At 69.5% G+C, this 25,376-nt stretch carries 23 protein-coding genes; 14 read left to right on the top strand and 9 right to left on the bottom strand.

The window, feature by feature from the left end; all coding sequences use genetic code 11:
- The first annotated feature begins 17 nt into the window (after positions 1-17).
- Complete coding sequence (guaB, locus tag ACZ50J_RS17230; protein WP_464298383.1) at positions 18-1,565, top strand: IMP dehydrogenase; 1,548 nt, start codon at positions 18-20, stop codon at positions 1,563-1,565.
- Between the two features lie 34 nt (positions 1,566-1,599).
- Here the strand turns inward: guaB and ACZ50J_RS17225 are convergent, their stop codons facing one another.
- Positions 1,600-2,853, bottom strand: coding sequence for a phosphodiester glycosidase family protein (locus ACZ50J_RS17225; protein ID WP_464298382.1), 1,254 nt, complete (start codon positions 2,851-2,853; stop codon positions 1,600-1,602).
- Between the two features lie 167 nt (positions 2,854-3,020).
- Between ACZ50J_RS17225 and ACZ50J_RS17220 the strand changes: the two genes are divergently transcribed.
- From ACZ50J_RS17220 to ACZ50J_RS17180, 9 genes are all read left to right on the top strand, one after another.
- Complete coding sequence (locus tag ACZ50J_RS17220) at positions 3,021-3,482, top strand: NUDIX domain-containing protein (protein ID WP_464298381.1); 462 nt, start codon at positions 3,021-3,023, stop codon at positions 3,480-3,482.
- A 50-nt stretch (positions 3,483-3,532) separates the two neighbouring features.
- On the top strand, positions 3,533-4,930 hold the full coding sequence (locus ACZ50J_RS17215; protein WP_464298380.1) for an MFS transporter: 1,398 nt from the start codon (positions 3,533-3,535) through the stop codon (positions 4,928-4,930).
- Entirely contained in the window at positions 4,923-6,044 is a 1,122-nt protein-coding gene (locus tag ACZ50J_RS17210; RefSeq protein WP_464298379.1) for a GuaB3 family IMP dehydrogenase-related protein, read from the top strand. Before ACZ50J_RS17215 ends, ACZ50J_RS17210 begins: the two co-directional genes overlap by 8 nt.
- 67 nt (positions 6,045-6,111) lie before the next feature.
- Entirely contained in the window at positions 6,112-7,731 is a 1,620-nt protein-coding gene (locus ACZ50J_RS17205; protein ID WP_464298378.1) for a succinic semialdehyde dehydrogenase, read from the top strand.
- Positions 7,728-9,452 (top strand): GMC oxidoreductase, encoded by a 1,725-nt coding sequence (locus ACZ50J_RS17200; RefSeq protein WP_464298377.1) that lies wholly within the window; start codon positions 7,728-7,730, stop codon positions 9,450-9,452. The genes ACZ50J_RS17205 and ACZ50J_RS17200 overlap by 4 nt, the downstream gene beginning before the upstream one ends.
- Before the next feature lie 34 nt (positions 9,453-9,486).
- A complete protein-coding gene (locus ACZ50J_RS17195; RefSeq protein ID WP_464298376.1) occupies positions 9,487-10,284 on the top strand; it encodes an SURF1 family protein in 798 nt (265 codons plus the stop codon).
- Complete coding sequence (locus tag ACZ50J_RS17190; RefSeq protein WP_464298375.1) at positions 10,277-10,657, top strand: DUF3817 domain-containing protein; 381 nt, start codon at positions 10,277-10,279, stop codon at positions 10,655-10,657. The genes ACZ50J_RS17195 and ACZ50J_RS17190 overlap by 8 nt, the downstream gene beginning before the upstream one ends.
- Before the next feature lie 23 nt (positions 10,658-10,680).
- Positions 10,681-12,258, top strand: a complete 1,578-nt coding sequence (gene guaA / locus ACZ50J_RS17185) for a glutamine-hydrolyzing GMP synthase (RefSeq protein ID WP_464298374.1) — start codon at positions 10,681-10,683, stop codon at positions 12,256-12,258.
- A gap of 109 nt (positions 12,259-12,367) precedes the next feature.
- Complete coding sequence (locus ACZ50J_RS17180) at positions 12,368-13,237, top strand: phosphatase PAP2 family protein (protein WP_464298373.1); 870 nt, start codon at positions 12,368-12,370, stop codon at positions 13,235-13,237.
- A gap of 21 nt (positions 13,238-13,258) precedes the next feature.
- Here the strand turns inward: ACZ50J_RS17180 and ACZ50J_RS17175 are convergent, their stop codons facing one another.
- Together ACZ50J_RS17175 and ACZ50J_RS17170 are read right to left on the bottom strand one after the other, a co-directional pair.
- Positions 13,259-14,422 carry a lysylphosphatidylglycerol synthase transmembrane domain-containing protein gene (locus tag ACZ50J_RS17175; protein WP_464298372.1) on the bottom strand — a complete coding sequence of 388 codons (1,164 nt, stop codon included), beginning with the start codon at positions 14,420-14,422 and terminating at the stop codon, positions 13,259-13,261.
- Positions 14,419-15,222 carry a PIG-L deacetylase family protein gene (locus ACZ50J_RS17170; protein ID WP_464298371.1) on the bottom strand — a complete coding sequence of 268 codons (804 nt, stop codon included), beginning with the start codon at positions 15,220-15,222 and terminating at the stop codon, positions 14,419-14,421. The genes ACZ50J_RS17175 and ACZ50J_RS17170 overlap by 4 nt, the downstream gene beginning before the upstream one ends.
- A 92-nt stretch (positions 15,223-15,314) precedes the next feature.
- Here ACZ50J_RS17170 and ACZ50J_RS17165 point away from each other — a divergent pair, with 92 nt between their 5' ends.
- On the top strand, positions 15,315-16,403 hold the full coding sequence (locus ACZ50J_RS17165) for a glycosyltransferase family 4 protein (RefSeq protein ID WP_464298370.1): 1,089 nt from the start codon (positions 15,315-15,317) through the stop codon (positions 16,401-16,403).
- A gap of 4 nt (positions 16,404-16,407) precedes the next feature.
- Here the strand turns inward: ACZ50J_RS17165 and ACZ50J_RS17160 are convergent, their stop codons facing one another.
- Together ACZ50J_RS17160 and ACZ50J_RS17155 are read right to left on the bottom strand one after the other, a co-directional pair.
- Entirely contained in the window at positions 16,408-16,851 is a 444-nt protein-coding gene (locus ACZ50J_RS17160) for a hypothetical protein (protein ID WP_464298369.1), read from the bottom strand.
- Positions 16,848-18,239 carry a PspC domain-containing protein gene (locus tag ACZ50J_RS17155; RefSeq protein ID WP_464298368.1) on the bottom strand — a complete coding sequence of 464 codons (1,392 nt, stop codon included), beginning with the start codon at positions 18,237-18,239 and terminating at the stop codon, positions 16,848-16,850. Before ACZ50J_RS17155 ends, ACZ50J_RS17160 begins: the two co-directional genes overlap by 4 nt.
- 125 nt (positions 18,240-18,364) lie before the next feature.
- On the opposite strand from ACZ50J_RS17155, the gene ACZ50J_RS17150 reads away from it, so the two are divergent.
- Positions 18,365-19,669, top strand: a complete 1,305-nt coding sequence (locus ACZ50J_RS17150; protein ID WP_464298367.1) for an ATP-binding protein — start codon at positions 18,365-18,367, stop codon at positions 19,667-19,669.
- On the top strand, positions 19,666-20,328 hold the full coding sequence (locus ACZ50J_RS17145) for a LuxR C-terminal-related transcriptional regulator (protein ID WP_464298366.1): 663 nt from the start codon (positions 19,666-19,668) through the stop codon (positions 20,326-20,328). The genes ACZ50J_RS17150 and ACZ50J_RS17145 overlap by 4 nt, the downstream gene beginning before the upstream one ends.
- Positions 20,329-20,339: 11 nt before the next feature.
- Here ACZ50J_RS17145 and ACZ50J_RS17140 read toward each other — a convergent pair whose 3' ends face one another.
- The 4 genes from ACZ50J_RS17140 to ACZ50J_RS17125 all read right to left on the bottom strand — a co-directional run bounded on the left by ACZ50J_RS17140 (position 20,340) and on the right by ACZ50J_RS17125 (position 23,222).
- Positions 20,340-20,711 carry a hypothetical protein gene (locus tag ACZ50J_RS17140; protein WP_464298365.1) on the bottom strand — a complete coding sequence of 124 codons (372 nt, stop codon included), beginning with the start codon at positions 20,709-20,711 and terminating at the stop codon, positions 20,340-20,342.
- A 16-nt stretch (positions 20,712-20,727) separates the two neighbouring features.
- A complete protein-coding gene (locus ACZ50J_RS17135) occupies positions 20,728-21,015 on the bottom strand; it encodes a hypothetical protein (RefSeq protein ID WP_464298364.1) in 288 nt (95 codons plus the stop codon).
- A gap of 176 nt (positions 21,016-21,191) precedes the next feature.
- Positions 21,192-21,821, bottom strand: coding sequence for a DedA family protein (locus tag ACZ50J_RS17130; protein ID WP_464298363.1), 630 nt, complete (start codon positions 21,819-21,821; stop codon positions 21,192-21,194).
- A 48-nt stretch (positions 21,822-21,869) separates the two neighbouring features.
- Positions 21,870-23,222, bottom strand: a complete 1,353-nt coding sequence (locus ACZ50J_RS17125) for a serine hydrolase domain-containing protein (protein WP_464298362.1) — start codon at positions 23,220-23,222, stop codon at positions 21,870-21,872.
- A gap of 672 nt (positions 23,223-23,894) precedes the next feature.
- Here ACZ50J_RS17125 and ACZ50J_RS17120 point away from each other — a divergent pair.
- On the top strand, positions 23,895-25,370 hold the full coding sequence (locus tag ACZ50J_RS17120; RefSeq protein WP_464298361.1) for an HNH endonuclease: 1,476 nt from the start codon (positions 23,895-23,897) through the stop codon (positions 25,368-25,370).
- The last annotated feature ends 6 nt before the right edge of the window (positions 25,371-25,376 follow it).

Genomic DNA, 25,376 nt, shown 5'->3' with positions numbered 1-25,376 from the left:
CCTTCTACACTTTGGAAATGGCTTTCGAGGAGTCGCCCGCGACCGCCCGTTCCTTCGATCCTTCGTATGACGTCCCGGCAAAGTTCGGCCAGCTCGGTCTCACGTATGACGACGTGCTGCTGTTGCCCGGCGAGACCGATGTCATCCCCAGTGAGGTCGACACCACCAGTCGGCTGACCCGCGAGATCAGCCTGCGTGTGCCGCTGGTCTCCGCGGCGATGGACACCGTCACCGAGTCCCGTATGGCGATCGCCATGGCACGCCAGGGCGGCATCGGCGTGCTGCACCGCAACCTGTCGATCCAGGACCAGGCCGAGCAGGTCGACCTCGTCAAGCGGACCCAGACCGGCATCATCTCCAACCCGGTCACGATCCGTCCCGACGCGACGCTCGAGGAGCTGGACGAGACCTGCGGCCGTTACCGGGTGTCGGGCCTGCCGGTCGTCGATGTCGACAACCACCTGATCGGCATCATCACCAACCGCGACCTGCGCTTCACACCGGTCGCCGAGTGGGCGACGACCAAGGTGTCCGAGGTCATGACCTCGGCCCCGCTGGTCACCGGGCCGGTCGGCATCAGCCGCGACGATGCGACCGCGTTGCTGCGCCAGCACAAGCGGGAGCGGCTGCCCCTGGTCGACGACGACGGCCGCCTCGCGGGTCTGATCACCGTCAAGGACTTCGTGAAGTCCGAACAGTTCCCCGATGCGTCGTACGACGCCGACGGTCGCCTGCTGGTCGCCGCAGCGGTCGGCTACTTCGGGGATGCCTGGGAGCGCGCGACGACGCTGGTCGAGGCCGGTGTCGACGTACTCGTCCCGGACGTCGCGAACGGTCACGCACGGCTGATGCTGGACATGATCCGCAAACTGAAGTCGGACCCCGCGACCCGGCACGTGCAGATCCTCGGCGGCAACGTCGCGACCCGCGAGGGCGCGGCGGCACTGGTCGAGGCGGGTGTCGACGGCGTCAAGGTCGGCGTCGGGCCGGGGTCGATCTGCACCACTCGTGTCGTCGCGGGTGTCGGCGTCCCGCAGGTGACCGCGATCCACGACGCATCCCTCGCGTGCCGGCCGGCCGGGGTGCCGGTGGTCGGTGACGGTGGCCTGCAGTATTCCGGCGACATCGCCAAAGCCCTTGTCGCCGGCGCGGATACGGTCATGCTCGGCTCCCTGCTCGCCGGTTGTGAGGAGTCGCCCGGTGACCTGATGCTCGTCGCGGGCAAGCAGTTCAAGACCTACCGCGGGATGGGATCGCTCGGCGCGATGGCCTCGCGTGGCAAGAAGTCCTTCTCCAAGGACCGCTACTTCCAGGCCGACGTGGCCAGCGACGACGAGCTCGTGCCCGAGGGCATCGAGGGGCGGGTGCCCTACCGCGGCCCGCTCGGCAACGTCCTGCACCAGCTCATCGGCGGCTTGCACCAGTCGATGTTCTACGTCGGTGCCAACACCGTCCCGCAACTGCAGGAACGTGGCCGGTTCGTCCGCATCACGACCGCGGGCCTCAAGGAGTCGCACCCGCACGACGTCCAGGGCATCGTGGAGGCGCCCAACTACTCGCGCTGAGCGCCTCCGTCCGAACCTGCCAGGCCCGTTCGGCTCAGGGCACCCAGACCACGGCGTCGCCGACCAGACGTTCCGCGCCGCCTGCGCCGCTGGGCGTGTTGAGGGCGCCGGTCGGGGAGGCCAGGGTGGTGGACCCGCCGCCGTCGAGGTTCACGGCGTCGACCAGGCCGAGTGACTTCGCGACCGCGGCGGTCTCGTCGATGGTGGTGCCGACGCTGGACGTCATCCGGCCGTCGATGGTGATCAGCGAGATGCGGCCGTCCGCGGTCCGTCCCATGATGGTTCGCGGGTTGCGGTCGAACATGCTGCCGGTGCCCGGCGGGGCGACGATCGTGCCGCCCGCGACGAGTCGGTAGCGGCCGTTGACGCCATACGTCGACGGGGTGAGCGCCACCGGTCTGCCCTGCTCGTCGGTCAACGACTGACGCAACGTGAAGCAGGCCCGCCGACCGGCGAGTAGTTCGAGTGCCGTCGCGTCCGAACCGGTCGCCTGGATCGCGACCTGACCCTTCGCCAGGCTGGTGCCGCGAGTGCTGGCGCTCCGGACGACGCACCCGCGGCGGTCGAGGACGACCTCCGCGCCGGCTCCGGCCGGTGTCGATTGTCCGAATTCCGGTGTGATCCAATCGGATTCGCCCGGTTGGGTGCAGCTCGTCCCTGTGGTGCAACCGGCCGGAACGGCCGGTGGGTGGTCGATGCCGTCCAGGGTGAGGGCTGCGCCGGTGCGCTTGTTGACGGCCTTGCCCGACCACTGGGTGTGACCGAACGTCATCGCCCCGGTCCGTGAGTTGAAGACGACGTCCTGCTCGGCCGGATCGGTCGTGGGTTCGGAGAGCAGCTTGCCGCCATACACACCGAGGCCGACCGGGTCGCCGGGGTAGTCCTTGCTGGCAGTGAAGGTGAAGAACGACGCGTTCGTCCCGATGAGGCCGCGGGAGGACGCCACCAGCCGCGAGACCGGGTCGGCGGTCGCCAGGTCCCTCCCGTAGGTCGCCTGGAGCCGACCGCGCGCGACGCGCGGGTTGATGGTGATCCGGTTGACGACCCACGGCCCCTGGTCGGTCGTGTTGAAGTCCGCCGGGTCGGCCGGGGTGGTGCCACGCACGATGTGCGTCCAGGTGATGCCCCGGGCGAGGGTCGTTGTGGAGCGGACCTCGGGCAGATTCGCTGCGCCGAGAGGGAGATTCGGCGTTGTGGTGCCGGACGATCCGGTGGCGTATGCCGCGGGCGCGACGGACGCGGCGAGGACGAGAGCAGTGACGGTGACGGTGAGACGGTGTCTGGTCATGCCTCGAAGTTCTCGCACCGGCCGGGTGTCGCGAGTGACACCCGCGTGAACGCTCGCCGACGACGTGATGCCTGCGACCCGTGCCGCCCCCTCGCCGGCACGGATCGCAGGTAGGTCGCCGCAGGATCAGGCCTGGTAGAGGCTCCCTCGGAGTTAGGGTCGGTCGCATGGGGGTTGCTCCGCACATCGCGCGACTGCGCGCCAAGGTCGGTCATGAGTTGCTCGTCCTGCCGTCGGTCGCAGTGTTGCCGATCGACGAGGACGGCCGGGTATTGCTCGTGCGACAGAACGACTTCGGCACGTTCGGCACCGTCGGCGGCGCGATCGACGAGGACGAAGCACCCGCCGACGCCGCCCGCCGGGAGGCGCGCGAGGAGATCGGCGTCGAGGTCGAGATCACCGGACTGCTCGACGCCATCGGCGGTCCGCAGTTCCGGGCGACATACCCGAACGGTGACGAGTGCTACTACGTCAGCGTCATCTATACGGCCCGGATCCCGTCGACCGAGCAGATCACGGTCGACGACGACGAGGTCAGCGAGGCGCGCTGGTTCGCGCGCTCGGAGTTGGAAGGGCCGGAGGTCGGGCCGTTCGCCCGGCGTACCTTCGAAGCACTCGGCTGGGTCTGACCGCGGAAAGGGTTGTACTCAAGTCCACTTGAGGTTCTAGCGTTTCCCGGGTGAAGAACAGCCCGTGGACGCCGTTACGTCGGATGACGCTGATCGGTGTCGTCCTGCTGGAGGTGCTGGTCGCCTTCGAGCAGATCGCGGTGGCGACGGCGATGCCCACGGCAGCAAGGGAATTGCACGGCCTGGCGATCTATCCGGTGGTGTTCGCGGTGCCACTGGCGACGGCCGTGCTGGCAATGGTCGTCGCTGGTCCGTGGGCCGACTCGGCCGGCCCGCGGGTCGTCGTCCTCGCCGGAGTCAGCCTCTTCGTGTCCGGACTCCTGATCGCCGGATCGGCATCATCGATGACGATGCTGATCGTCGGTCGGTCCGTGCAGAGCATCGGCGGCGGCCTCGACAGCGTCGCGCTGTACGTGTTGATCGCGATGGCCTTCCCGGAAGCCCTGCGACCGAAGATCTTCATGAGCATCTCGGCCGCGTGGGTCGCGCCGTCACTCTTCGGTCCGCCACTCGCGGGCTATCTCGCCACGCATCTCACCTGGCGCTGGGTCTTCTGGGGTGGGGCCACGCTCGCCATACCCGCGCTGGCCCTCTTGCTGCCGGCGATGCGCCGGCTGCCGGCGGTCGTGCGCGAGCAGGAACCGGCGTCGCGTGTCCGGCGCCGGTTCGTCGCAGCCGCCGGCGCCGCACTGGGATCAGTCGTCCTGTCGATCGCGGCCGACCGGCCGGTGCTGCCGGCGATCGCGCTCGCGGTTGTCGGCGTGGTGCTGCTGGTGTTGTCCGTGCCGCGCCTCGTCCCGGCCGGTACGATCCGCGGCCGCCGCGGGATGCCGTCCGTCATCGCGACGCGCGCTCTGCTGGGTGCCGCCTTCCTCGGGACCGACATCTACCTGCCGCTCATGCTCACCCGGCAGCACGGCATGGGCGCGACCGAAGCCGGCCTGGTCCTGACCGTGGGAGCGCTGTCCTGGAGTTCCGGTGCCTGGATCGCCGGACGACGTTCGTCATACGAGGACCAGCGGCGGTTGGCGCGGACCGGCCTGGTGCTGCTGGCGATCGGGATCGGCATTGCGCTGTCCGCCGCCTGGCCGGCCACCCCGTCCTGGATCCTGTATGGCGCGTGGCTCATCGGTGGCGGGGGCATCGGGCTGGCCTACTCGCCGCTCACCGTCCTACTCATGGGCATGTCGGCACCCGAGGAGCAGGGCCGCAACGCGTCGTCGTTGCAGACGGCCGAAATGCTCGCGACGTCCGTGCTGTTGGCCGTGTCCGCAATCGTCTTCGGCGGACTGACTCCGCACTCGCACACCGTCGCCTTCGTCAGCGGTCTGGCACTCGCGGCGCTGGCTGCCGGGCTGGGCATCGTCGTCTCGCATCGGCTGCAGCCTGCGACGTCCGCCCGGCGAGCCACGGTGCTCGCCGGATCGGTAGCCTGCTCTGGTGACTGAGATCGAGATCGGCCGAGGCAAGCGTGGCCGCCGTGCATACTCCTTCGACGACATCGCGATCGTGCCGTCGCGCCGGACTCGCGACCCGCAGGACGTGTCCGTCGGTTGGCAGATCGATGCCTACCACTTCGAGCTGCCGGTCGTCGCCGCGCCGATGGACTCGGTGATGAGCCCGGCGTCGGCGATCGAGCTGGGCAAGCTCGGCGGGCTGCCGGTGCTCGATCTCGAGGGACTGTGGACCCGGTACGAGAGCCCGGAACCGCTGCTGCGCGAGATCGCCGAGCTCGACCCGTCGGACGCCATCTCCCGCATGCAGGAGATCTACCGCGCGCCGATCCGACCGGACCTGATCACCTTGCGGCTCAACGAGATTCGCGAGGCCGGTGTGACGACTGCGGGCGCGCTGTCGCCGCAGCGGACCCAGGAGCACTGGAAGACCGTCGTCGACGCGGGCGTCGACCTCTTCGTCATACGTGGCACGACCGTGTCGGCTGAGCACGTCAGCGGCCGCGCCGAGCCGCTGAACCTCAAGCGATTCATCTACGAGCTCGACGTGCCGGTCATCGTCGGCGGTGTCGCGACCTACACCGCAGCGCTGCACCTGATGCGCACCGGCGCGGCCGGCGTGCTGGTCGGCTTCGGCGGGGGAGCGGCACACACGACCCGCCGTGCGCTCGGCATTCACGTGCCGATGGCGACCGCGGTCGCCGACGTGGCCGCTGCCCGTCGGGACTACATGGACGAGACCGGTGGTCGCTACGTGCACGTGATCGCCGACGGCGGCATGGGCCTGTCCGGCGACATCGTGAAGGCCTTCGCCTGCGGTGCGGACGCCGTCATGCTGGGCGCCTCACTCGCGCGTTCCACCGACGCTCCCGGTCGCGGCTTCCACTGGGGGAGCGAGGCACACCACGAGGCGCTGCCGCGCGGTGAGCGCGTCGAGGTCGGCACCGCCGGCACGCTCGAGCAGATCCTCACCGGCCCCGCCCAGAGCGCCGACGGCACCACCAATCTGATCGGCGCGCTGCGTCGGGCGATGGCCACCACGGGCTACTCGGAGCTGAAGGAATTCCAGCGCGTCGAGACGCTCGTCGCGCCGTACCAGCGCTCCTAGTTACCGAATAGTAAGAAAGCCGCGCATCGCCTTCCCGCTGTGACCGGGGCCACGTTACCCTTGGGTAATGACGGATCAGTTGCTCACGACGCAGACCACAGCTGACGACTCCGTGGCCGAGCATCGGCCCAGTCCGGCACCCCACACGGTCGACCCGACCCTGCCCGCACGACTCGCCGGGCGGGTGCGCGCCGGTGGTGCCGCGGAGCGCTTCGAGTGCTTCACGCCGTTCACCGGCGGGGTCATCGCCACGCTGCCGGTGTCGACCGTCGCCGACGTCGAGCAGGCGTATGACGCCGCGCGGGCCGCGCAGACCGGGTGGGCCGCACGCTCCGTGGCCGACCGGGCGCGGGTGCTGCTGCGCTACCACGACCTGATCCTGCGCCACCAGGACGAGTTGCTCGACCTGATCCAGCTCGAGTCCGGCAAGGCCCGCAAGCACGCGTTCGAGGAGGTCCTCGACGTCGCCGGGATCTGCCGGCACTACGCCCGTAAGGCACCGGACTACCTGAAGCCGCAGCAGCACCTGGGCGCCATACCTCTGCTGACGCAGTCGACCGAGTTGCACCAGCCGCGTGGTGTGATCGGCATCGTCGGACCGTGGAACTACCCGCTGTCCATGTCCATCACCGACGCCTTGCCCGCCCTCATCGCCGGCAACGCCGTGGTGCTGCGCCCGGACGAGAAGGCATCACTGACCGCCCTGCGCGCCGTCGAACTGCTCGACCAGGCGGGTCTGCCGAAGGGCGTCCTGCAGGTCGTGCTCGGCCCGGGCCAGACGATCGGCGAAGCGGTCCTCGACCGCGCCGACTACGTGATGTACACCGGCTCGACCGCCACGGGACGCAAGGTCGCCGAGCGGGCCGCCTCCCGGCTGGTCGGCGCGTCGTTGGAGCTGGGCGGCAAGAACGCCCTGTATGTCGCCGACGACGCCAACCTGCGCAATGCCGCCGAGAGCGCGGTGCGGTCGTGTTTCTCGTCCGCGGGGCAGTTGTGCATCTCGATCGAGCGGCTCATCCTGCACGAGCGGATCGCCGACGACTTCCTGAAGTACTTCCTGGCCAAGGTGCGCAAGATGACGCTCGGCGCCGACCTCGGGTGGGGCGTCGACATGGGTTCGCTCATCTCGCAGGCCCAGCTGGATCGGGTCACGCAGCACGTCGAGGACGCGCGCGCCAAGGGTGCGACCGTGCTCGCCGGCGGCAATGCCCGACCCGAGCTCGGGCCGTACTTCTACGAGCCGACCGTGCTCGAGGGCGTCACCTCCGGCATGGACTGCCGGATGGGGGAGACCTTCGGACCGGTGGTCGCCGTCTACCGCGTCAGTGGTGACGAGGAGGCCGTCGCGCTCGCGAATGACACCAACTACGGCCTCAACGGCTCGGTCTGGACCAAGGACACCCGTCGCGGCCGGCGGGTCGCCGCGCAGATCCGCTGCGGCACGGTCAACGTCAACGAGGGCTACATCGCCGCCTGGGGCAGCAACGGCTCACCGATGGGCGGCATGGGCGAGTCCGGTCTGGGTCGCCGGCACGGCGCCGAGGGGATCCTCAAATACACCGAGTCGCAGAACATCAGCGTCCAACGTGGGACACCCTTCAAGATCCCGCCGGGCGTTCCGGAGAAGGCATGGGCCCGCTCGATGTCGACCGGCATGCGCGTGATGAAGGCGTTCCGCCTGTCATGACCGACATCCGAAACCACCTGCAGCAGAAGGCATTCGATCACGATGTGGTGATCATCGGCTCCGGCTTCGGTGGCTCCGTCTCCGCTCTCCGTCTTGCCGAGAAGGGCTATGACGTCCACGTCTACGAGTCCGGCCGCCGCTTCGAGGACCACGAGTTCGCCAAGACGTCCTGGAACCTGCGCAAGTACCTCTGGGCGCCGCGGCTGAAGTGCTTCGGCGTGCAGCGCTACCACCAATTGCCGGGCGTGATGATCCTCGCCGGTGCCGGCGTGGGCGGCGGCTCGCTGAACTACGCCAACACCCTCTACAAGCCGCCCCCGGAGTTCTTCGCCGACCAGCAGTGGGGCGACATCACCGACTGGAACGCCGAGCTGACCCCGCACTACGACGTGGCACGCCGAATGCTCGGCGTCGTCGACGAGAACCCGTGCGAGGGACCCATCGAGCAGCTGATGAAGGACACGGCCAACTCCCTCGGTGTCGGTTCGACCTTCCGCAAGACCCCGGTCGGTGTCTTCTTCGGCGAGTCCGGCAAGCAGGTGCCCGACCCGTATTTCGGCGGTGAGGGGCCGGAGCGCACCGGGTGCACCGAGTGCGGAAACTGCATGGTCGGCTGCCGGGTCGGCGCCAAGAACACCCTGATGAAGAACTACCTGGCGCTCGCCGAGCGCCGGGGCGTCACGATCGAGCCGCTCCGGACGGTGGTCGACGTCGAGCCGGTGACCGGTGGCTTCCGGGTCACCACCGAGCGCACCGGCGCCTGGGTGGCCAAGGACCGTCGCACCGTCACCGCCGGGCAGGTGGTCCTGGCGGCCGGGACCTGGGGCACCCAGAACCTGCTGCACCGGATGAAGCTGACCGGGCGGCTGCCGCAGCTGTCGGACACGCTCGGTGAGCTGACCCGGACCAACTCCGAGGAGCTGGGCGGCGCAGCGGCGGTGAAGGTCCCGGACAGCATCGACCTGACGCACGGCGTCGCCATCACCACGTCGTTCCACATCGACGAGCGCACCCACATCGAGAACGTCCGCTACGGCAAGGGCTCCAACCTGATGGGGCTGATGTCGACGTTCCTGGTCAATGGCGACAAGAACGTCGTGGGTCGCACCGCGGAGCTGGTCGGTCAGCTCGCGAAGGGGCCGCTGCGAGCAGCACGGGTGCTGGGACCGAAGTGGAGCGAGCGCACCATCATTGCGCTGGTCATGCAGAGCATCGACAACTCGATCACGGTCAAGGCGCGTCGTCGTTTCGGACGGATCGGTCTCACGACATCACCAGGGTATGGCGAGCCCAACCCGCGCTGGATTCCCGCCGGGCACAAGGCGATTCAGGCGATCACCGAGCAGCTGAAGAAGATCGGCGACGTCGACGCCATCGCCGGTGTCTGTTGGCCTGAGTTCTTCGGTATGCCGATGACCGCGCACTTCCTGGGCGGTGTCGCGATCTCCGACAATGAACAGCACGGCGTCATCGACCCCTATCACCGGGTCTGGAACTACCCGGGCTTGCACGTGGTCGACGGATCCGCGATCAGCGCGAACCTCGGCGTCAACCCGTCATTGACCATCACCGCGCAGGCCGAGCGGGCCATCGCGATGTGGCCGGCGAAGGGGGAGCACGACTCGCGTCCGGAGCAGGGTGCGTCATACCAGCGCATCCCCGCCCCGGCCGCTCGCGTACCCGGCGTCGACCTCGGTATGCCGCGGGTGGCTGCCGGCTGAGGGAACGCCAAGGTCCGGGACGTATCCTGCGAGGGTGTTTCGAGCAGTCGTCCGGCCCCGCATGCTGGGACTGCTGGCACTCGCGGTCGTCTTCGCGATCGGTTGCGTGCTCGCCGGGTTCTGGCAGTGGGGCGTGGCGCAGGACCGCGGCTCCAAGTCCATGCGGGACGACAGCAACCGCCCCGTGGTGGCGCTCAACTCGGCGCTGCGGCCGCAGCAACAGTTCCCCGCCGACGGTTCGCTGCAACCGGTCCGCTTCAAGGGGCACTACGACCCGAAGGGACAGGTGCTGGTCAGTGGCCGGCTGCTGCACGGGACGCACGGCTACTGGGTCGTGACACCCGTCGTCGTCGACGGCACCGGTGCGCGCATCCCGGTCGTGCGCGGTTTCGTCGCGAAGCCGGCGCGTGCCACCCGGCCCGGCATACAGCCGGTGACCGTCACCGGAGCCCTCGCTCCGGGCGAGGCCCCTTCGGCCAGTGGCACACCGGCAGGCCAGTTGACGACCGTCGACCTGGCCGCGCTGCTGACCCGGTGGGGCGGCAACATCTACAACGGCTTCGTCTTCCTGACCGCGGAGCAACCGGCCATGCACACGGCCGGCGTGCAACCGTTCCCGCCGCCACAGCCCGGCAACGGGGGACTCAGCCTGGTCAACGCCGGATACGCGCTCCAATGGTGGAGTTTCGCGGTCTTCGCCGGCTTCCTCTACTTCCGGGAGCTGCGCCGGGAGGCGCACCCCGAGCTACGTGCCGGCGAAGCCACGCCGGACAATCGGGCGGGGGACACCCCCGCCATACCCACTGACGAGACCGAAGGAAGTCATGTCTGAGACGCAGGTCCTCACCACCGCGGCGGGCGAGCTGCGCCCGACCGACGACCTCGCCAAGGTCGAGACCGCGCTGAAGTTCTTCCGCGTGATGGCGGTGATCGCCGGTGTCGCACTGCTGATCCTGTGCGTCGAGTTGATCCTGCACTACGGGTTCGACAACGAGGCGCTCGCCTGGTGGTCCCCGATCCACGGACTGCTGTTCATCGTCTTCATGGGATCGGTCTACAACCTGGGCACCAAGCTGCGCTGGACCGCCGTGCGGATGGTCGGTTACATCTGCACGGCGTTCGTGCCGGTCCTGTCGTTCTGGCTGGAGCGCAAGGTCAATGCGGGTGTGAGTGCACTGGTCGAGCAGGCGGACAACCGGTCGTAAGAACGGCCGATAGAATCGGCCGCGTGACTGCGCCGCTCACCGAAAAGCCCGTTCTCGTCGTCGACTTCGGCGCCCAATATGCGCAACTGATCGCACGCAGAGTGCGCGAGGCGCAGCTCTACAGCGAAGTCGTGCCGCACACGATGTCGGCCGAGGAGATCCTGGCCAAGAACCCGGCCGCCATCGTGCTGTCCGGCGGACCGTCGTCGGTGTATGCCGACGGGGCGCCGTCCCTGGACAGCGCACTGCTCGAGGCCGGGGTGCCGGTGTTCGGCATCTGCTACGGCTTCCAGTCGATGGTCGCCGCGCTCGGCGGGACCGTCGAACACACCGGACTGCGGGAGTATGGCGCCACCCAGGCGCAGATCGAGGACACCACGTCCACACTCTTCAACGGCCAGCCCGAGGAGCAGTCGGTCTGGATGAGCCACGGCGACTCCGCCTCGCAGGCTCCGGAGGGTTTGCGCGTCACGGCGACCACGCCGGGTGCCGCGGTCGCCGCCATCGAGGACGACGAGCGCAAGCTCTACGGCGTGCAGTGGCACCCCGAGGTGCTGCACTCGACGTTCGGCCAGCGCGTCCTGGAGAACTTCCTGCTGCGCGGCGCCGGGCTGAAGGCGGACTGGACGCCGAAGGCGATGGTCGAGGAGCTGGTGGACAGTGTCCGCGACCAGGTCGGTGACGCGCGAGCGATCTGCGCGCTGTCCGGTGGCGTCGACTCGTCGGTGGCGGGTGCGCTCGTGCAGCGCGCCATCGGCGACCAGCTGACCTGTGTCTTCGTCGATCACGGACTGCTGCGCGCCGGTGAGGCCGAGCAGGTCAAACAGGACTTCGTCGACGCCACGGGCGTCGATCTGGTCGTCGTCGACGCGTCCGAGCAGTTCCTGGGCGCCCTGGAGGGTGTCAGCGACCCGGAGCAGAAGCGCAAGATCATCGGTCGCGAGTTCATCCGCGTCTTCGAGAAGGCCGCACGCGACATCGTGACCGACCGGGGAGACGAGGAGCACCCGGTCAAGTTCCTGGTGCAGGGCACGCTCTACCCGGACGTCGTCGAGTCCGGCGGCGGCACCGGCGCGGCGAACATCAAGTCGCACCACAATGTCGGCGGCCTGCCGGACGACCTGCAGTTCACCCTCGTCGAGCCGCTGCGGCTGCTCTTCAAGGACGAAGTGCGTCAGGTCGGCACCGAGCTCGGCGTACCCGACGGCATCGTGCAGCGCCAGCCGTTCCCCGGTCCGGGTCTGGGCATCCGGATCGTCGGCGAGGTCACCCGGGAGCGGCTGGAGATCCTGCGCGCGGCCGACCTCATCGCGCGCGAAGAGCTCACCGCGGCGGGTCTGGACGGCGAGATCTGGCAGTGCCCGGTCGTGCTGCTGGCCGACGTCCGCTCGGTCGGCGTGCAGGGCGACGGTCGCACCTACGGCCACCCGATCGTGTTGCGCCCGGTGTCGTCCGAGGACGCGATGACCGCCGACTGGACTCGCCTGCCGTATGACGTGCTGGCCCGCATCTCGAACCGGATCACCAACGAGGTCGAGGACGTCAACCGCGTCGTCCTCGACGTGACGAGCAAGCCGCCGGGCACCATCGAGTGGGAGTGACGATTCCCGCATGAGCGACCACCGAGTCACGGGTGACGGCGACGCGACGCACAGCGCGCGCACAAGCCGTGCTCGGGCGTCGCACACCGCGAGCGCGCAGGATCCTGCCATGACCACCGCGACTCCGACCCCTGTGCGGCAGGAGTACGACTACGGGTGGCAACCCGAGGCCAGGCCGCCCGCGCCCAGTCGGCTGCCGGCCTGGCTGCATGCGATCGTCATGGCTGTGACAGCCGTCGTCGGTCTGGCGGTCGTCGTCCGGTACGCGATCCACTCGGGCCGGGGCTTCCGCTTCGACGAGCGGATGATGGATTCGCTCGGCACCACACCCGGCGCCTGGACGCGGATCCTGGACGTGCTGGGGCTGGTCACCGACGTCAGTGTCGCGATCTGTCTGGCGGCCTGTGTCGTCGTCGCTGTCCTGCAGCGGCGTTGGGCGGTCGCCGTGTCCGCCGGAGTGCTGATCGCCGGCGCCAACGTGACGACGCAGGTGCTGAAATACCAAGTGTTGCACTCGGTTTCGCCGCCCAACACGCTCCCGAGCGGACACACCACGGTCGGCCTGTCACTGGCGTTGGCGGCAGTCATCGTGGCATCGCACCGGTGGCGTCCGCTGGTGACCGCGGGTGCCTCGACACTCGCCACGTTCGTGGGAGCGGGCACCGTCGCCGCGCACTGGCACCGGCCGGGTGACGTGCTCGCGGCAGGCATGGTCTGTCTGGGGTGGGCGGCCGTCGCGCTGGCCGTCTCCGGCGGGCTGCAGCGCCGCGTGCCGCGCGGGCGGCACTCCGGGCTGCTCGCCGCCGCGTCACTGCTGGGTGTGGTGCTCGCCGGCCTGGGTGTCGTCGTGATCGGCGTGCGGCCGAGCTTCGGCATACACGACCTGCCGCTGGCGTTCGTGACGCTCGGTCTGCTCGGTGCGATGTTCGCCGTGGTCGTCGGCTGGGTCTCGATCGCCGTGGACCGTACCGTCGCCTGAGAACGGCGCCTGAGAACTTCGCTAACCGGAGGCTTTGGCGGCCAGGCCGACCTTCGGCATCGCCCACCAGGCGAGCCAGCCGAGCGCGCCGATCGGGATCTCGGCGATGTGCGTGAAGATCGCGAACACCACGACGCCCGCACTGGCGGCCGCCGGGTTCGCGCCCCAGAAGACCAGGATGACGACCGTGCTGGCCTCGGTGAAGCCGAGCCCGCCCGGCGTGAACGGGATGGCCGTCATCAGGCGCCCGATCGCGTATGCCGCGAAGAGGTCCGCGACCGGCAGATCGACATGGACCGCCGCCATCACGCGCCAGAAGAGCAGGAACCACAACGCCAGCTGGCCGATGACACCGAACGACATCGGGAACCAGCCGTGCTTGGTCACCGTGCTGATCCGGGCACGCTGGTCCAGCAGCAGGTGCTTGAGGTTGTAGGGCTTGCCCTTGTTCTCGCCGCGGCGCATCCGGCCGATCAGCGGGCCGACCCGCTCGTCGAGCTGGTCGCCGAGCCAGGCGGTCCAGGTCGGTCGGATCAGGGCCACGACGAAGCCGACGAGCAGCAGCAGGCCGATGATGCCGCCCCACCACGCGCCACGGCGCACGATGGACGGCAGGGTGTCGGTCGACTGGGAGACGGCGGCGATGCCGATCAGCGGCAGGCCGACCCGGAACAGGACGTTCCAGATGCCGCTGACGATCAGGCCCGTCGAGATGTTGCGCCGGGCGAAGCCCCACGACCGCAACATCATGTAGGTCGACGCCATGCCGACCGCGCCGCCACCCGGCAGGATGTTGCTGACCGCCGACCCGGACACGTTGATGATCGAGGCCCGCAGGTGGGACAGGCCGGGCAACGCGGCGGACAAGGTGAACGTGTAGACGGCGAGGCCGGTCAGCATGATGCCCATGCACTCGAGTGCCGCCTGCGGCCCGACCAGGTGCAGGTGATGCCCGATCTCACCCCAGGTCGTCTTGGTGAACCAGGGGAGCGCCCCGATGAGGACCGCCGCGAGTGCGATGCCCAGGACGGCGTTGATGATCAGCCGCGGGCTGAGGTTCGGCATGACGGGTGGGGTGCCGTCGTCCTCGTCGGGCGTGAGCTTGTTGCTCGCGACGATGTCGTCGAGCTGCACGACGTGCTCGGCCGCGCTCGCGGGCGTGGCCGCGCGCTTCGAGCTCTTCATGCCAACCCCGCAAAGATGTCGTCACCGACCGGTCCGGTGTGCGCTGGGTCGCGAAACCATTCCCGTCCGAAAACGACATCATAAATTGGACGGGGGATCTGCAGGAACCCACGTAGCGTTCGATCGGCACCGTCATCGGCCGCGGCCTGCGACGCATGGGCACGCATCGCGGCGCGTTTGGCACCGATCTGGCCGCGTACGTCGATCCGGTGGGTGATCCCGGCACGCGGCGTGAACGCGCGTTCGTAGACCTCCAGATCGAAGTCGCTGGGCAGCCGGTGCAGGCGCGACACCAGCCGAACCGCCCGGGTGAGCAGCTCGCGCGGGACTGTCGCCTCGACCACTCGCGGCGTCCCTGCCAGCCGCGCAGCCTCGGCGCCGACCTCGTGCACCTTGACGTGGTCGCGGTGGCCGTAGCCGCCCGCTGCGTCATACGACATCAGCACGTCGGCGTGTTCCTCGCGCAGGATGCCGGCGAGCAGTACGGCGGCACCCGTGGCGCGAACGAACCGGCGCCCGCCCGGCGGGTCAGCAGGCACGTCGCCGACCATGCCCGAGTCGGCATACCCGAGATGTATGACGCGTGCGACACCCATCGCCGACGCGCTGCGCTGCAGCTCCTGCAGTCGGCGGGCGCCGAGCTGGTCCTGGAAGGCATCGGACGTGAGGCCCAGTGCACCGTCGGTGGCCACCACGAGGACAACGCGATGTCCGGCAGCGGCGGCCTTGGCCAGGGTGCCCGCTGTCAGCAGCGCTTCGTCGTCGGGGTGAGCGTGAAACGCCACCAAGGTGTGAGACATCAGGTCCATCCTTCCCCATGAGGCTTGTTCTGCTGGCACGGGCGTCGGCAAGCTGTCCGCCGGAATATCCGCCATGGCACGCTGGGTGACCGATGAAGGTCGCGCTGCTGTCGGACTGCTACCCGCCGAGACTGGGTGGCATCGAGGCACAGGTGCACGGTCTGGCCCGTGCCCTGGCCGGTGCGGGGCATGCTGTCGAGGTCTTCACGATCACCCCCGGTCCGGAGACGTACGACCCGATCCCGGTGCACCGGTTGGGGCTGCGTCGGGAGTTGCCCGCCGGTCTGTTGGTCAATCCCGCGGCGCGTCGCTCGCTGCGAAAAGCGCTGGTGGACAACGATTTCGACGTGGTCCACGCACATCTCGGAGTCGTCAGCCCGTTCGCGATGGACGGTGTGCAGCTCGCCCTGGCCGCCTCGCTGCCGATCGCTGCCACCTGGCACAGCGTGACCGGACACTCCGAACCGATCGTGCGCGCACTGGGGTACCCGGCGCGATGGGTGCGGCGTGGCGTCGCGTTGTCCGCGGTGTCGGCGGTCGCCGCGGCCCCCGTCGAACGCGCCGCGAAGGCGCCGGTGACGTTGATTCCCAACGGGATCGACAACTCCTTCTGGTCGGCGGCGTGTCGCCGCGCTTCGGGCGACGGCCTGCAGGTGGTCAGTGCGATGCGGCTGGCCGGCCGCAAGCGGCCGCAACAACTCGTGGAGCTGGTGGATCGCGCCCGCGCCGCGAGCGGACGCGACATCCGGTTGACGATCGCCGGCGACGGACCGCTGCGGGGCCGGCTCGAGGCGCGCCGCCCGGGCTGGTGCGCGTTGCCCGGCCGGCTGTCGCCCACCGCGCTGCGCGATCTCTACCGCTCCGCCGACGTGTATGCCGCGCCGGCCGTGCTCGAGGCGTTCGGCATCGCTGCCGCCGAAGCCCGCAGTTGCGGGCTGCCGGTCGTCACCCGGCGGGAGAGCGCGGTGGCATCGATGATCGAACCCGGCAGCACCGGCCTGGTGGTCGGGGACGACAACGAGTTCGCCGCGGCGCTTGCCGCTATCGCCACGGATCCGGCACTGCGAGAACGACTTTCGACGAGAGCGCGGAGCAGCGCTGTGGCGTTCGGATGGGACGACGTGCTGTCCGCCACCCTTGCCGAGTACGACCGCGCGCGCGAGCTCGCGGCGCAGCGCTGAAGGCTCATCTGCCCGCGAGCATGCGGTCGACGTCGAACCGGTCCCGGGTGCGGTGCAACACCGCGCTGACCGCCGCGACCAGCAGGAACACGACGCCGACCCCGATCCCGACGCTGATGCCGACGATCGGCCAGTTCGGGTGCTCGACCATCCGCCATACGACCACGATCGCGGCCATCGCCAGGATCACCACGCCACGGACGACCGTCGGCAGGTGCGGACCACGCGGGCCGGAGGCCGGCGGTGCGGTGACCGGAACGCCCGTCACCGGCAGCTGGCCGGTGGACGCGGCCTCGGTCGATGGCGGCGGGTTCATCGGCCGGGTGGGCTCCGGTGCGGCGGCCGCCTCGGGGTATGCGGCCACCGTGCGGTAGGTCGGCATCTCCTCGGTCGGGTGTGCCAGCGGAGCGATACTGCGCGTCGTGTCCTGGTTCGGGTCGTCGCTCATGACTGCTCCTTGATCGTGATATTGCCGATGCCGACCTCTGCGTCCAGGTCGATGGTCTTCGGTCCGTCACCGACGGTGATGGTGCGACGGGTGTCGACGCCGCCGTGGTTGCTGACGTGGTCATTGCCGCGGACCACCTCGACGCCACCGATGTTCACGTGGCTCTGCACGCGCACCGTGGTGTCGGGCGGCACTGTGATCGTCAGCTGACCGACGTTGACGCGCGCGTGCAGGTGCGTGTGGTCGGCCAGATCGGTGCCGCCGACGTCTCGCAGGTCGAGCTTGCCGTCACCGACGCGCATCGCGAAGTTGTGCTGTGTGCCCGGTGCGATCGAAGCCGGGCGCCAGGTCTGGTCCCCGATGCGACCGGTCCACGGCATACCCGTCGGCAGCGCCGCGGACGTCAGCAGGGCCACCAGTGCCACCACCGTCGCGAGCGGGCCGAGTGCGCCGCCACGGCGCCCCGCCAGTCCCCCGATGACCAGCGAGAGCGCCGCGACGGCGGCTCCGGCGGCGAGGCCCACCTGCAGGGCACTGTCGCCGTGGGAAGTGCTGACCAGCACCAACGCCGTGAAAGCGCCTGTCAACACTGAGATTCCGATGATTGCGAAGCTGAGGGCGACGCCGAGCCGGCGACGCTTGGGACGCGCCGGCGCACTGGGTGCCATCGGCGTCACGGGCGGCACGACGGGGGCGGCCGGTGCTTGCTTGGTCAGATCGATCCGGCCGTCACGCGCGGCGGCACCGGCGGCCGCGGCACGGTTGCCGACGCTCGACGGCGCTGCACCGGAGGTCGCCGGGTTGAGCGTCGCCGGGTTGGCGGTCGACGCGGTCGGCTGCGGCGCGGCCGCATCCGTCTGCTGGTTGCGCACCGAGTCACCGAGCCGGTTGCCCCATTCGGGGGCCGTCTCGTCCGGACGGCGGGCGCCCGGGCCATGACCGTTCCAGGCCAGGAACAACCAGGCGAGGAACGCCAGCCCGACGGCCTGGCCGAAGACGCCCCATCCCGAGCCGATCGACCAGAACACCCCGAAGCCGCCGAACGACAACACGGCTGCGACGACACACAGCACGATCGACGATGCGTGACCGTGTCGGACCGCCTTCTCGGCGACGATCTCGCTCGCGTCGTCCGGCAGCAGCACCCAGGCCACGAAGTATGCCGGGACGCCGATCCCGAACACGACGGTCGCGAGCACGAAGAGTGCTCGCACGATGAGCGGGTCGACGTTCCACCGGCGGGCCAGTCCGGCGCAGACGCCGCCGAACCACTTGCCGTCCGCGCTCCGGGCGACGCCGAACCGGCGGACGGCGGCGAAGAGACGGTCGCGTGCGTCGCCGTGCTGTGCCGGAGGCGGCGGCTGGCTCGTGGAGGTGTGTTGCGTCATACCGACAACCATGCTGGCGAGCGGGTGCTCTCGCCATGCGGGTCGACCCTGAAGACCCCCTGAGCGACCCCTCAAACCTGCGCCGATGGCTCGGAGCACCGGCAATCGTGGGTCAGACTTGGGGGGTGAGCCAGACAGTCCGGACCGAAGCGGTGCCCCGCCCACCGCTCACCCGACCCCGCGAGGGTCGGTGGGTGGCCGGTGTCTGCGCGGGGGTGAGCAGCCATCTCGGCGTGCCGCTGCTGCCCCTGCGGGTGATGACCGCCGTGTCGCTGGTGTTCCTCTTCGGCATACCCGTCTATGTCTTCCTCTGGCTGACCATGCCCGAGTCGGACCGGCCGGCGTTGCTGACGCCGTTCGAGAAGTCCACCGCCAACCGGATCTCGATCCGGCGGTTGCTGCTGCTCGGAGTGCCCGTCCTCATCGTCGGCGGTATGGCGACCGCCAGCGCCGTCACGTCGGTGGCGAAACTCTCGCTGACCATCCCGTTGCTGGTCATCGGCGTCGGGCTGGTGCTGGCCTGGTCGCGGCTGGGCAGCGCCGAACGCCGGCAGTGGATCAGCACCGCGGACCGCCGAGAAACGCGTATTCGCACCGTGATCGGCATCATTCTCGCGCTGGCCGGACTGATCCTGCTGCTGTCACAGGGCGGCGGCGTGGGCCGGTTGCGGGACGTTGCTGTCGCGGTGCTGGTCGTGCTGCTCGGGGTCGGCATTCTCGGCGCGCCGTTCATCGCGCGCTTCGTCGACACGTTCCGCAAGGAGCAGACCGAGCGGATCCGCGCGACCGAGAAGGCCGACATCGCCGCGCACCTGCACGATTCGGTGTTGCAGACGTTGGCCCTCATCCAGCGTCGTGCCGACGATCCGAATGCGGTGCAGTTGCTCGCCCGCGCCCAGGAGCGCGAACTGCGCAACTGGCTGTATGCCGAGCAGGCGTCCAGCGACCGCACGCTCGCGACCGCGGTGACCGACGCGGCCGGCGAGATCGAGACACTGCACGGCATACCGATCGACGTGGTAGTCACCGGTGACCGGCCGCTCGGCGAGGCGGAGGAAGCCCTTCTGCGCGCGCTGCGTGAGGCGCTCGCCAATGCCGTTCGGCACGGCGCGCCGCCGGTGTCGGTCTATCTCGAGGTCGGTCCGACGGCCGCAGAGGCGTTCGTTCGGGACCACGGCCCCGGGTTCGACCCGGCGGCCGTCTCCGAGGACCGGCTCGGGGTGCGGGAGTCGATCATCGGCCGGATGACCAGACATGGTGGCGAGGCGCAGGTACGCCGCCTCGACGACGGCACCGAGGTGCGGCTGCGGATGCCGTTGGAAACCAACACTTCCGGCGCCGACACCGGTGCGACTGACAACGGGGCGAATGACAACAACGGCCGCAATGACGGCAGCAGCGACGACAACTGGAGCAAGGAGCAGCGATGACCGTGCGCGTGGTGTTGGTGGACGACCACCGGATGTTCCGGTCGGGGGTCAAGGCCGAGCTCGACGACACGGTGACCGTCGTCGGCGAAGCACCCGACGTCGACGCGGCCATCAAGGTCATCCGCGAGCAGCGGCCCGATGTGGTGCTGCTCGACGTGCACCTGCCCGGCGGCAACGGCAACGGCGGCGCGGACGTCGTCACTGGGTGCGCCGGCGTGCACGCGGAGAACGACGCCCCCGTCCGGTTCCTCGCCCTGTCGGTGTCCGACGCTGCCGATGACGTCATCTCCGTGATCCGGGCCGGCGCTCGCGGTTACGTCACCAAGACGATCAGCCCGACCGATCTCATCTCGGCGATCCACCGGGTGAAGGACGGCGACGCGGTGTTCAGCCCGCGCCTGGCCGGCTTCGTGCTCGACGCCTTCGGGGCGACCGCCGGCGAGATCGCCGAGGTCGACGAGGAACTCGACCGGCTGTCCGCGCGGGAGCGTGAGGTGATGCGGTTGATCGCGCGCGGCTATCAGTACAAGGAAGTCGCCAAGGAACTCTTCATCTCGGTGAAAACCGTTGAGACGCATGTGTCCTCGGTGCTGCGCAAGCTGCAGTTGTCGTCCCGGCACGAGCTCACCTCATGGGCGATGCAGCGCCGTCTGCTGTAACAGGGCGGCGCTCAGTCCGTGAGGAACGCCGCTTCGTCCACCCGGTCTGCCCGGTGTATGCCACCCCGGATGCGGTAGGAGTCGAGCATCAACTCGGCCAGCTCGCGGCGGTCGAGCAGCTCCAGACGGCCCCAGAGCGACACGCGGACCTGGAAGGTGTGGATCACCGGGAAGACCGTCGCGCGGCCGGCCAGTGCATCGGCGAGAGCGAGGTCGCCGCTCCACAGTTGCACGAGCTCACGGTCGCGCTCGTCCCAGCGCAGTCGCGCGAACTGGTGGCGGCCGGCGTAGAACGCCGGCGATCCCTCATGTGCCTGGCCGGCAACGGCATCGGGGAGTCGGCTCGCCAGCTCCTCGACGTCGCGCCAGGTCGATCCGGTCATGCCTGCCGGTCCGATCTCAGCTCGCGGTGCGTTGCCAGGCGGGCTCGTCGCCCTTCTCGTAGTCGGCGAAGGCGTTGCGCAGGCCGAGCAACACTTCGGCGGCGGTCTCGAAGAGCGCCTTCGCCCGGGGTTCGTCGACCTTCTGGACATCGCCGCGCAGGTGTTCGGCGAGGTCGGTCAGGCGGACCTGGATCTTGGCGGTGTGCCGCAGCGGGTCGCTGACCGGCAGTGCATCGGGGTCGCTCATGGCGTCCTCCTGAAGTTGACGTTGATCGAGCACAGCGAGCTTGGACTGCGTGGGCATGGCGGCAGCTTGCTGGCGCTCTTGCCGGCGCAGAACGAGCCTCGTGTGTCGTGGTGTGCTGACGCACTCAGCGTCCTACCAGCAGCAGGGAGCCGCTTGATCGAGCTTGCGGCGTATGGGTTGCGGCGTATGGGTTGCGGTGTATGCGTGCCCCGGCTGGGCCCACTCACGACCGGTCAGGTGGTGGGACGTCCCGCGTCCGCCTCGACCTGGGCGCGCTCCTCAGCGAAGGCCTTCACATTGCGCTCGAGCTTGCGGCGCAGCACCGTCGAGCCGAGCAGGCCGATGACGATGGCGAGGCCGAGCGCGACATACGAGAAGTTCTTGAGGTACTGCTCGGCAGTCGTGCCGATGTAGTAGACGAGGTAGGTCGTGCCGCCGGCCCAGCAGATCGCGCCGGTCGCGTTGGCGAGCAGGAAGCGCGGGTAGTGCATCTTCAGGGAGCCGGAGAGCGGGCCGGCGAAGATGCGCAGCAGCGCGATGAAGCGTCCGACGAAGACGGCCGCCATACCCCACCGTTTGAAGACGTGTTCGGCGTAGTCGACCAGGTCGCGGCTGAAATGGTGCGGGAAGCGGCGCTCGAGATAGCCGAAGAGGTGCTCGCCGTACCGCCTGCCGATGGTGTAGCCGATGGTGTCACCGATGACCGCACCCAGGACCGCGGCGATGGCGATGCCGTGCGGGCTGACGGAGACCTCGTGCCGGGAGGACAGGATGGCGGCGGCGACCAGGATCGTCTCGCCGGGGATCGGCACGCCGAGGCTCTCGATGCCCACCGCGAGGCCCGCGAGGAGATAGACCGCCATGGGCGGGATCGTCGTCAGCCAATGATCCATCGCAGTCCCTAACGTCGGTCAGCGCCAGCCGGTTCCGGCGCCGCCGGGTATGTCCCCGTCAGGATCGTACGGCGTGCGGGTGAATCGGAAGCTGCCCAGGTCGAGGTATGGCGCGCTGCCCGTGGCGCCGGCGTGCACGGTGAGTCGCTCGCCGGCGAAGTACTCGTCGATCCCGACCCAGCCGCCGGATGAGTGCGGCACGAACCGGGATCCACGGCCACCGTCGACCGGGGTCATCCGCAGCCCGTCCCGCTCTGCGGTCAGCACGTGCGGTCGCGGCCCCCAGAACCAGGTGCCCGTGATGTCGGCGGTCGCCGCCGGCGGCGTGGCCGCGGTCCAGTGCGCCGGGTGCGTGGGGGAGTGGTCGCGCAACGTGCGCACCAGCCCGAGGCTGTCCAGGGCGAGACCGGCCGTGCTGTTCACCAAATGGATCACGCCGTCCGCGGTGTCGGGGTCGATCCGCAGCACCGATTGGTGACCCGGCATCGAGCCGCCGTGCCCGATGAAGCGTTGCCCGTCGGCGTTGATGATGTCGAGGCCGAACCCGTAGGCCCGTGTGTATGTCGTGCCGGGCTCGTCGTTGATCAGTGCGGGGAGGTGCATTTCGCGGCGCAGCTCGTCGGAGAGGATGCGCTCGTCGCCGCGCGCCAGGAACGTCGCGAACACGGCGAGGTCGTGCACGGTTGACCACAACTGGCCGGCGGGTGCCATCGAGAGCGTGTCGGTGGCGGGTTCGTCGTGCAGCAGATCGGCATAAGGGTGGACGGCCAGGCCGGGCGCGGCGCCGTCCGTCGGGGCGTATGTCGTGTCGGTCAGGCCGAGTGGCTCGAGCACCTCCGCCTGCATCCGGTCCCACCAGGTGCTTTCGCGCAGGCGGGCGACGAGCTCGCCCGCGACCGCGAATCCGACGTTGCTGTAATGGAATCGGCGTCCAGGGCGATGCATCGCCCGGACGCTGGGGAGCAACTCCTCCCAGGTGCGACCGTGGCTGCGCTCCCACCAGGTGCCCTCCGTCTCCGCGGGCAGTCCGGCACCGTGCGTGAGCAGCTCGCTGACCCGCACTCCGGGGAGGCGGTCGGCGAGCTCGGGCAGGTGCTTCGCGATCGGGTCGGTGAGCTCGACGAGCCCGTCGTCGACGAGCCGCAGCGTGAGCACCGCGGTGAAGGTCTTGGTGATCGAGCCGATCCGGTATTGCGTTGTTGTCGTTGCCTTTTCGCCATCTGCTCGGCCGGTGAGGTGGCCCGCCGCGCCGGACCACACGACTTGGCCTGCTCCGATGACCGCAGCCGTCGCCGACGGCGCACGACTGGCGCGCTGGGCCTCGGCCAGGCGGGCGTCGAACAGGTGGGTCAGGTTTGGGTCCAAGGCCATGACATCCGATCCAATCACGAGGTGGCGCGGAAGGTCCTTGAGGAGTTCGTGAGCTGTGCCCTGAGGAGCCCGTGAGGGGCGCGCGGGCGTCTCGAAGGGGGGGACGAGCGTCCGGTCAAGGTCCTTGAGGAGCGAGGGACGAGCGTCTCGAAAGGCCGCGAGTGTCCTCGACGTCGGTCGAGTGCCGGAGTTGTGCCCTGAGGAGCCCGTGAGGGACGAGCGGGCGTCTCGAAGGGGAGCGCAGCGGGGGAGGTGTGTCGAGACCCTGTGGTCACCGGGTGGCGTCGGATACGCCGTCGTGCCGGTCTCACTCCGCTGCACTGCGCTAGCGCTCCGTTCCGCTGCATAGGCCCGGCCCGACGACGCACCCGCCGCCGACCGCTTCACCTTCGTCGTCCGGTTCCGGATGGCTCATCGTTCGCTCACGCTCGTGCCCGACGATCGGTCGATCAGTACTCGCCGAGAGGTGGTTGAGGAGCGGCGGAGCGTAGCGGGGGAGCGTCTCGAAACCACCGACCGCATGAGGTGGCCGAAGAGCGGCGGAGCGTAGCGGGGAGCGTCTCGAGGATCCCGATACTTGTCCACATCCCCCGCCAGGAAACACGTTCCGACCAGGGGGATGTGGATAACACTCGGACGCGAAAACCATTGTGTTGCAACCATATTCATGCGATGATCGAACACATGAACGACATGCAACAAGACGCGACGAGCACCCGGGCGGGTGATCTCGACGCGACTCGTGTGCGCGCGTTCCACGACCGACTCGACGCACCCATCGACACCGGCGACCCGTTGGGTGAGCTGCGGGCCTTGGAGGAATTACGTAACGCGATCAGCGCCCGCCAAGCACGCCTGGCCGTGGCCGCCGCCGAGGTGCAGGCGGCCCGAGACGTGCCCCGCGGGATCGAGGCTGCAAGCACTGCCCGGAAGGTCGGATCCGATGTGGGGTTGGCCCGCCGGTGCGCCCCGCGCGCGGGGTCGGTGTTCCTGACCGTCGCGCACACCCTGCAAGCCTTGGCGGCCGGGGTCATGTCGGAGTGGGACGCCACCCGGCTGGTCCGCGAGGTCACCGGCCTGACCCGGGTCGGCCGGGCCGCGGTGGATGCCGGGCTCGCCGACCAGCTCGGGACTGTTGCCGGCACCCGGCTGATCCATGCCGCCCGTGCCCTGGCCTACCGGGTCGACCCCGCCGGTGCCCGGGAACGCCGCACTGCGGCTGAAGCAACCCGGCGGGTCACGCTGCGGCCCGCACCCGACGCGATGGCATACCTGACCGCGTTCCTACCCGTCAAGGACGCCCTGGCCTGCATGGCCGCGTTGAACAACACCGCCGACCAAGCCCACTCGGTGGCCCAACAAACCAGCAGCACTAACGCCCGCCGCCAGCGCGAGACCGGCGGGCCCATCGCTGAGGGGAACACCGTTGACGCGGCGGACGCAGGTGCGGGGAGTAGTGGCGGCGTCGCGGATGCCGGCGCCGGCGCCGGGCGTGGTCCATCGCGTGGGCAGCGGATGGCCGACGCGTTCGTCGAACGGGTGACGGGTCGGCGGCCGGCGACGGGTGGCACCGACGTACGGGTGAATCTGCTGATGCCCCTGGACACGCTGACCGGGGACACTCCGGCACACGTGCCCGGGTACGGTCCGGTGCCGGCGGATCTGGTGCGGGATTGGTTCAGCACCGGTGACCCGACCGGGCCGTTGGTGCGCCGGTTGTTCACTCACCCCGGGACCGGTGACCTGGTCGGGATGGAAACCCGTGCCCGGCACTACCCGGGGTTGTTGGCGACGCTGATCCTGTTTCGTGATCAGGTATGCCGCACCCCGTGGTGTGGGGCACCGATCCGGCATACCGACCACATCCGCTCCCACACCAGCGGCGGGCGCACCAGTGAGCGGAACGGGCAAGGCCTGTGCGAACGGTGCAACTACGTCAAGGAACACCCCGACCACTCCGTGACCGGCACCGCCGGTGAAACCACCACCCGGTCCGGCGGATTCACCGCCACCAGCCGACCACCCGCACCACCCGGGCTGCCACCACCCACCACCTCGACCCTCGAACGCCGGCTGATGGACATCACCTGGAACGGCCCACTCACGCCAGCTGACAACGACGCCTGCGACAACGCCGACGACGGATGACGCCCG

The organism is Flexivirga sp. G2 (genome assembly GCF_055397625.1).
The sequence above is the reverse complement of the archived record's forward strand: the minus strand, read 5'-3'. Positions and strand labels throughout refer to the sequence as shown.

What these genes read in the sequence shown, in the direction of transcription:
- ACZ50J_RS17190 (WP_464298375.1), top strand. Translation starts at nt 10,277, where the DNA reads ATGTCTGAGACGCAGGTCCTCACCACCGCGGCGGGCGAGCTGCGCCCG.
- guaB (WP_464298383.1), top strand. Translation starts at nt 18, where the DNA reads ATGGCTTTCGAGGAGTCGCCCGCGACCGCCCGTTCCTTCGATCCTTCG.
- ACZ50J_RS17220 (WP_464298381.1), top strand. Translation starts at nt 3,021, where the DNA reads ATGGGGGTTGCTCCGCACATCGCGCGACTGCGCGCCAAGGTCGGTCAT.
- ACZ50J_RS17155 (WP_464298368.1), bottom strand. Translation starts at nt 18,239, where the DNA reads ATGACGCAACACACCTCCACGAGCCAGCCGCCGCCTCCGGCACAGCAC.
- ACZ50J_RS17140 (WP_464298365.1), bottom strand. Translation starts at nt 20,711, where the DNA reads ATGACCGGATCGACCTGGCGCGACGTCGAGGAGCTGGCGAGCCGACTC.
- ACZ50J_RS17130 (WP_464298363.1), bottom strand. Translation starts at nt 21,821, where the DNA reads ATGGCGGTCTATCTCCTCGCGGGCCTCGCGGTGGGCATCGAGAGCCTC.
- ACZ50J_RS17200 (WP_464298377.1), top strand. Translation starts at nt 7,728, where the DNA reads ATGACCGACATCCGAAACCACCTGCAGCAGAAGGCATTCGATCACGAT.
- ACZ50J_RS17165 (WP_464298370.1), top strand. Translation starts at nt 15,315, where the DNA reads ATGAAGGTCGCGCTGCTGTCGGACTGCTACCCGCCGAGACTGGGTGGC.
- ACZ50J_RS17180 (WP_464298373.1), top strand. Translation starts at nt 12,368, where the DNA reads ATGACCACCGCGACTCCGACCCCTGTGCGGCAGGAGTACGACTACGGG.
- ACZ50J_RS17145 (WP_464298366.1), top strand. Translation starts at nt 19,666, where the DNA reads ATGACCGTGCGCGTGGTGTTGGTGGACGACCACCGGATGTTCCGGTCG.
- ACZ50J_RS17170 (WP_464298371.1), bottom strand. Translation starts at nt 15,222, where the DNA reads ATGTCTCACACCTTGGTGGCGTTTCACGCTCACCCCGACGACGAAGCG.
- ACZ50J_RS17135 (WP_464298364.1), bottom strand. Translation starts at nt 21,015, where the DNA reads ATGCCCACGCAGTCCAAGCTCGCTGTGCTCGATCAACGTCAACTTCAG.
- ACZ50J_RS17160 (WP_464298369.1), bottom strand. Translation starts at nt 16,851, where the DNA reads ATGAGCGACGACCCGAACCAGGACACGACGCGCAGTATCGCTCCGCTG.
- ACZ50J_RS17225 (WP_464298382.1), bottom strand. Translation starts at nt 2,853, where the DNA reads ATGACCAGACACCGTCTCACCGTCACCGTCACTGCTCTCGTCCTCGCC.
- ACZ50J_RS17205 (WP_464298378.1), top strand. Translation starts at nt 6,112, where the DNA reads ATGACGGATCAGTTGCTCACGACGCAGACCACAGCTGACGACTCCGTG.
- ACZ50J_RS17120 (WP_464298361.1), top strand. Translation starts at nt 23,895, where the DNA reads ATGATCGAACACATGAACGACATGCAACAAGACGCGACGAGCACCCGG.
- ACZ50J_RS17125 (WP_464298362.1), bottom strand. Translation starts at nt 23,222, where the DNA reads ATGGCCTTGGACCCAAACCTGACCCACCTGTTCGACGCCCGCCTGGCC.
- ACZ50J_RS17175 (WP_464298372.1), bottom strand. Translation starts at nt 14,422, where the DNA reads ATGAAGAGCTCGAAGCGCGCGGCCACGCCCGCGAGCGCGGCCGAGCAC.